This is a genomic window from Variovorax sp. P4_D9, assembly GCF_056401695.1.
In genome coordinates, this window is the sequence record NZ_JBFUIU010000511.1 from 1 (window position 1) to 6,637 (window position 6,637).

The following is a 6,637-nucleotide window of genomic DNA, read 5'->3' on the forward strand; positions in this document are numbered from 1 at the left end:
GTGCTCACCACCCGAACCATGCACTGGTTCCTCAAGCGCGGCTTCCAGCAGGTCAACCCCGACTGGCTGCCCGAAGCCCGCAAGCGCAAGTACAACTGGGATCGCAAGAGCCAGGTGTTGGTCAAGAAACTCTAGGAAAGCCCGCAGCGCGATAATCCAGCCTCATGAACCCCCTGCTCGCCAAATTGCAGCCCTACCCTTTCGAGCGGCTGCGACAACTGTTCGCCGGCGTCACCCCGAACCCTGAGTTCACGCCGATCAGCCTCGGCATCGGCGAGCCCAAGCACCCGACGCCGGCCTTCATCAAGGACGCGYTGGCGGCGGGCATGGACGCCCTGGCCACCTACCCGGCCACTGCCGGCGACCTGACACTGCGCCAGTCCTTCACCGGCTGGCTGCAGCGGCGCTACGGCCTGACGCTCGACGCCGCCACCCAGGTGCTGCCCGTCAACGGCTCGCGCGAGGCCCTGTTCGCCCTGGCCCAGACCGTGCTCGACGCCAGCCGGTCGCCGGCCCCGCTGGTGCTGTCGCCCAACCCGTTCTATCAAATCTACGAAGGTGCGGCCCTGCTCGCAGGCGCCGAGCCGTACTACGTGCCGAGCGTGCCCGCGCGCAACTTCGCGGTCGACTGGGACAGCGTGCCGGCCGAGGTCTGGGCCCGTACCCAACTGATGTTCGTCTGCTCGCCCGGCAACCCGACCGGTGCCGTGATGCCGATCGGCGAATGGGAAAAGCTCTTCGCGCTGTCCGACAAGCACGGCTTCGTAATCGCCGCCGACGAGTGCTACAGCGAGATCTACTTCCGCGACGAGCCACCGCTCGGTGGGCTCGAAGCCGCGGCTAAGCTGGGCCGCGACGATTTCCGCAACCTGATTGCGCTGACCTCGCTGTCCAAGCGCAGCAACGTGCCGGGTCTGCGCAGCGGCTTCGTGGCCGGCGACGCCGCGATCATCAAGTCCTTCCTGCTCTACCGCACCTACCACGGCAGCGCGATGAGCGGCACGGTGGCCGCGGCCAGCATCGCGGCCTGGGACGACGAACTCCACGTGGTCGACAACCGGGCCCAGTACCGCACCAAGTTCGCCGCCGTGACGCCGCTGCTCGAGCCGGTGCTCGACGTCCGCCTGCCCGACGCCAGCTTCTACCTCTGGGCCGGCATACCGCCCTCCTGGCAGGGCGACGACCCCGGATTCGCCCGGGCGCTCTACGCTCAATACAATGTGACGGTGCTGCCCGGCAGCTTTCTCGCCCGCGACGTGGCGGGCGCCAACCCGGGCCGCGGGCGCATCCGCATGGCGTTGGTCGCCGACACGGCCGAATGCACCGAGGCCGCGAAACGCATCGTGAACTTCATCCAGAACCGAGTTAATCCATGACCCAACAACTCCAGCAGACCATCGACGCCGCGTGGGAAGACCGCGCCAACATCTCCGCCACCAGCGCACCCAAGGAAGTGCGCGACGCCGTCGACCACGTGATCGCCGAGCTCAACAACGGCAAGCTGCGCGTCGCCACCCGCGAGGCCGTCGGCCAATGGACCGTGCACCAGTGGATCAAGAAGGCGGTGCTGCTGTCGTTCCGCCTGAAGGACAACGAGCAGATCCAGGCCGGCGCGCTGGGCTTCTACGACAAGGTGCCGACTAAGTTCGCGCACCTGTCGGCCAACGAGCTCAAGGAAGCCGGCGTGCGCATCGTGCCGCCGGCCGTGGCCCGCCGCGGCAGCTACATCGCCAAGGGCGCGATCCTGATGCCCTCCTACGTGAACATCGGCGCCTACGTCGGCGAAGGCACGATGGTCGACACCTGGGCCACGGTCGGCTCCTGCGCCCAGATCGGCGCCAACGTGCACCTCTCGGGCGGCGTCGGCATCGGCGGCGTGCTCGAGCCGCTGCAGGCCGGCCCGACCATCATCGAGGACAACTGCTTCATCGGCGCCCGCTCCGAAGTGGTCGAAGGCGTCATCGTCGAAGAGAACTCGGTGCTGTCGATGGGCGTCTACATCGGCCAGAGCACCCCAATCTACGACCGCGCGACCGGCGAAGTCAGCTACGGCCGCGTGCCGGCCGGCTCGGTGGTCATCAGCGGCACGCTGCCCAAGGACAACGGCCGCTACAGCCTCTACGCGGCGATCATCGTCAAGCGCGTCGATGCCCAGACCCGCGCCAAGACCTCGCTGAACGACCTGCTGCGCGATTGAAGAAAGCCGGCCGCCTGAGGGGGCGGCCCGTCGACAACCGAGTTCAAGACCCACAACGCTGAGGAGAGAAAGCCGATGAGCACGATGGAGCGAATTCTTCGTCTGATGGCCGAACGCAAGGCTTCAGACATCTATCTTTCGGCCAACTCTCCGGCGCTGATCCGGATCAACGGCAACTGCATGCCGATCAACGCCCAGGTGCTGCCACCCGAGGCGCCGCTGGGCCTGCTCGGCGAAGTGGTGCATGAAACCCGCATCGCCGAACTGGAGCGCACCGGCGAGCTCAACATGGCGATCGCGCTCGAGGGCGCCGGCAACTTCCGCATCAGCGCGATGCGCCAGCGCGGCAGCTACGCAGTGGTGGTGCGGCACATCGCCTCGATCATCCCGAGCTTCGAAGATCTCAACCTGCCCGAGATCCTCAAGACGCTGGTGATGGAGAAGCGCGGCCTGATCCTCATGGTCGGTTCCACCGGCGCCGGCAAGAGCACCACGCTGGCCTCGATGCTCGACTACCGCAACGAGCACGCCACCGGCCACATCCTCACGGTCGAGGAACCGATCGAATTCACCTACACCAACAAGAGGTCGATGGTGAACCAGCGCGACGTCGGCAGCGACACCCAGTCGCTCGAGATCGCGCTCAAGAACGCATTGCGCCAGGCGCCCGACGTGATCCAGATCGGCGAGATCCGCGACCGCGAGACCATGACCGCCGCGATCGCCTACGCGCAGTCGGGCCACCTGTGCGTCGCCACGTTGCATGCCAACAACAGCTACCGGGCGCTGAACCGCATCCTGAGCTTCTACCCGGTGGAAGTGCGTGCCACGCTGCTGGGCGACCTCAGCGGGGCGCTGCGCGCCATCGTCGCGCAGCGCCTGCTGCGCACGCCCGGCGGCGCCCGCGTGCCGGCCCTCGAGGTGCTGCTCAACACCGCGCTTGTGGCCGAGCTGATCGGCAAGGGCGACTTCTCGGCGGTCAAGGAAGCCATGGAACAATCGATGGCCGAGGGTTCCCAGACCTTCGAGGAAGACATCGCACGGCTCATCACCGAAAACCTGGTGACGCGCGAGGAAGGCCTGGCCCAGGCCGATTCGCCGACCAACCTGATGTGGCGGCTGCAGAACCGCAAGGCGCCGCCCACGCGCAACGAAGAACGCTCCCTCCTCGACCAGGTCGAGGAACCCACCTTCACGGACATTACGCTCGACGTGCGTCCCTGAGCCACCTGCCCCGCATCGATGTCCCGAACGCTCCAGCTTGCCGAACAACTGATCTCCCGCCCCTCGGTCACCCCCGACGACGGCGGCTGCCAGCAGATCCTCGGCGAGCGCCTGGCGCGACTCGGATTCAAGCTCGAGACCATCGAAAGCGGCCCGGCCGACTTTCGGGTCACAAACCTGTGGGCGGTGCGGCCCGGCGCCGGAGAGCGAACCAAGACCATCGCCTTCGCCGGCCACACCGACGTCGTGCCGACCGGTCCGCTCGAGCAGTGGACCAGCCACCCGTTCACGCCGACGCACCGCGAGGGCCATCTGTACGGCCGCGGCGCCTGCGACATGAAGAGCTCGCTGGCCGCCTTCGTGGTCGCCATCGAGGAGTTCCTGGCCGCGACGCCCGATCCGCGCCTCACGCTGGCGCTGCTGCTGACCAGCGACGAGGAAGGCCCCGGCGTCGACGGCACGGTAGTGGTCTGCAACACGCTGGCCGCGCGCGGCGAGGCGATCGACTACTGCATCGTCGGCGAGCCGACCTCGGTCGAGCGCTGCGGCGACATGATCAAGAACGGCCGCCGCGGCACCCTGAGCGGCAAGCTCACGGTGCAAGGCGTGCAGGGCCACATCGCCTACCCGCACCTGGCGAAGAACCCGGTGCATGCGTTCGCGCCGGCGCTGGCCGAACTGGTCGCGATCAACACGTCCGGCGGCTGGGATGCCGGCAACGACCACTTCCAGCCAACCAGCTGGCAGATCAGCAACATCCATGCGGGCACCGGGGCCAGCAACGTGATCCCGGGTGCGGCCGTGATCGATTTCAACTTCCGCTTCTCGACCGAGTCGACGCCCGAATCGCTGCAACAGCGCGTCGAGTCGGTGCTCGACGCCCACGGCCTCGACTACACGCTCGCCTGGACGGTCGGCGGCCTGCCCTTCCTCACGGTGCCTGACGCGCTGGTCGAGGCCGTGCAGCATGCCATCCGCGACGAGACCGGCATCGAGTGCGAGCTGTCGACCAGCGGCGGCACCAGCGACGCCCGCTTCATCGCCAAGATCTGCAAGCAGGTGGTCGAGCTCGGTCCGGTCAACGCCAGCATCCACAAGATCGACGAGCACATCGTGGTGGCCGACATCGAGCCGCTCAAGAACATCTACCGCCGCACGCTGGACCGGCTCGAAACGCTGCTCTTGTCATGAGCACCGTCATGCAACTCATCGAGGCCGGCGCAAAGCAGCTGGCCGACGCCGGCGTGGCTTTCGGACACGGCACCGACAATGCCTTCGACGAAGCCGTCTGGCTGGTGCTCTGGCGCCTGGGGCTGCCGCTCGACGAGCTCGATGCCGTGGCCGAGCGCCCGGTGTCGCCCGCCGATGCCACCCGCATCGGTGAGCTGTTCTCGCAGCGCATCGAAACCCGCAAGCCCGCCGCCTACTTCACCAGGGAGGCCTGGCTGCAGGGCGTGCCCTTCTACATCGACGAGCGCGCGATCGTGCCGCGCAGCTTCATTGCCGAGTTGCTGGCCGACGGCAGCATCGACCCCTGGCTGGGCGAACACACGCGCCGGGTGCTCGACCTGTGCACCGGCAACGGCAGCCTCGCGGTGCTGGCGGCGCTGACCTATCCGGACATCCAGGTCGACGCCGCCGATTTGTCGACCACGGCGCTCGAGGTGGCCGCCATCAACGTCACGCGCCATCAGCTCGACGATCGCATCAGGCTCATCGAGTCGGACGGTCTCGCGAGCGCGGACGGCCCCTACGACCTGATCCTCTGCAATCCACCCTACGTCAACGCGACCAGCATGGACGCGCTGCCGGCGGAGTACCGCGCCGAGCCCGAGCTGGCCCTGGCCGGCGGCGCCGATGGCATGGACTTCATTCGCCGGCTGCTCGCCGACGCACCGGCCCGCATGAGCGACTCCGCCGTGCTGGTGCTCGAAATCGGCAACGAACGCGCGCACTTCGAGGCTGCCTTTCCGCAGCTCGAGGTAGTGTGGCTCGCCACCAGCGCGGGTGAAGACCAGGTGCTGCTGGTCCCGCGCGAATCCCTTCTCTGACCTGCCCGCCAACCGGCGGGCACCGAAATGATCACTCTCAAGAACGTCATCCTGCGCCGCAGCGCCAAAGTGCTGCTCGACGGCGCCAGCGTCACCATCAACCCCGGCGAGAAGGTCGGCCTGGTGGGACGCAACGGCGCGGGCAAATCCACGCTCTTCGCGCTTTTCAACGGCACCTTGCATGAAGACGGTGGCGACTTCTCGCTGCCGAAACAATGGCGCATGGCGCAGGTCGCGCAGAACATGCCCGAGACTGACGAGCCGGCGACCGACTTCGTGGTCGGTGGCGATACCCGGCTGGTCGAACTGCGCGAGCTTCTGGCCAGTGCCGAAGCCGGCCACGAGGCCGACCCCGACGACCACGAGATGGGCATGGCGCTGGCCCATGCCTACACCGACCTGGCCGATGCCGGCGAGCACGACGCGGTGCCGCGCGCCCAGTCGCTGATCCTCGGACTGGGCTTCAAGGCCCACGAGCTCGACCAGCCGGTCAACAGCTTCTCGGGCGGCTGGCGCATGCGGCTGCAACTGGCGCGCGCGCTGATGTGCCCGAGCGACCTGCTGCTGCTCGACGAACCCACCAACCACCTGGATCTGGACGCGCTCGTCTGGCTCGAAGCCTGGCTGCAGAAGTACGCCGGCACCATAATCGTGATTAGCCACGACCGCGAGTTCCTCGACGCRGTGACCGACGTCACGCTGCACATCGAGCATGCCAAGCTGACGCGCTACGGCGGAAACTACAGCGCCTTCGAGACCCTGCGCGCACAGCAGCTGGAACTGCAGCAGTCGGCCTTCGCCAAGCAGCAGGACAAGATCGCCCACCTGCAGAAGTTCATCGACCGCTTCAAGGCCAAGGCCAGCAAGGCCAAGCAGGCGCAGAGCCGGGTCAAGGCGCTCGAGCGCATGGAAAAAGTCGCGCCGCTGCTGGCCGAGGCCGACTTCACCTTCGAATTCAAGGAGCCGGGCAACATCCCGAACCCGATGCTGTCGATCAGCGACGCGAGCTTCGGCTACCGGGTCGAGGGCGAAGCGCCCAAGACCATCCTGCACGGCGTCAACCGCTCGGTGCTGGCCGGCCAGCGCATCGGCATCCTGGGTGCGAACGGCCAGGGAAAATCGACGCTGGTGAAGACCATCGCGCGCGAAATGGGCGCCCTGGCCG

Annotated in this window: 6 protein-coding genes; all 6 read left to right on the forward strand. The window is 67.3% G+C overall.

The genetic code is table 11. The features are described from left to right. The first annotated feature begins 164 nt into the window (after window positions 1-164). Window positions 165-1,376 carry a succinyldiaminopimelate transaminase gene (dapC, locus tag AC1DY5_RS37035; RefSeq protein ID WP_478119459.1) on the forward strand — a complete coding sequence of 404 codons (1,212 nt, stop codon included), beginning with the start codon at window positions 165-167 and terminating at the stop codon, window positions 1,374-1,376. Beyond that, window positions 1,373-2,197, forward strand: a complete 825-nt coding sequence (dapD, locus tag AC1DY5_RS37040; RefSeq protein ID WP_478119460.1) for a 2,3,4,5-tetrahydropyridine-2,6-dicarboxylate N-succinyltransferase — start codon at window positions 1,373-1,375, stop codon at window positions 2,195-2,197. Before dapC ends, dapD begins: the two co-directional genes overlap by 4 nt. 75 nt (window positions 2,198-2,272) lie before the next feature. After that, window positions 2,273-3,421, forward strand: a complete 1,149-nt coding sequence (locus AC1DY5_RS37045; protein WP_478119461.1) for a PilT/PilU family type 4a pilus ATPase — start codon at window positions 2,273-2,275, stop codon at window positions 3,419-3,421. An 18-nt stretch (window positions 3,422-3,439) separates the two neighbouring features. Then, window positions 3,440-4,612, forward strand: coding sequence for a succinyl-diaminopimelate desuccinylase (dapE, locus tag AC1DY5_RS37050; protein WP_478119462.1), 1,173 nt, complete (start codon window positions 3,440-3,442; stop codon window positions 4,610-4,612). After that, a complete protein-coding gene (gene prmB, locus AC1DY5_RS37055) occupies window positions 4,609-5,472 on the forward strand; it encodes a 50S ribosomal protein L3 N(5)-glutamine methyltransferase (protein WP_478119463.1) in 864 nt (287 codons plus the stop codon). Before dapE ends, prmB begins: the two co-directional genes overlap by 4 nt. Window positions 5,473-5,499: 27 nt before the next feature. Continuing rightward, window positions 5,500-6,637 (forward strand): ABC-F family ATP-binding cassette domain-containing protein (locus AC1DY5_RS37060; RefSeq protein WP_478119464.1); only part of this gene is annotated, 1,138 nt, incomplete at its 3' end.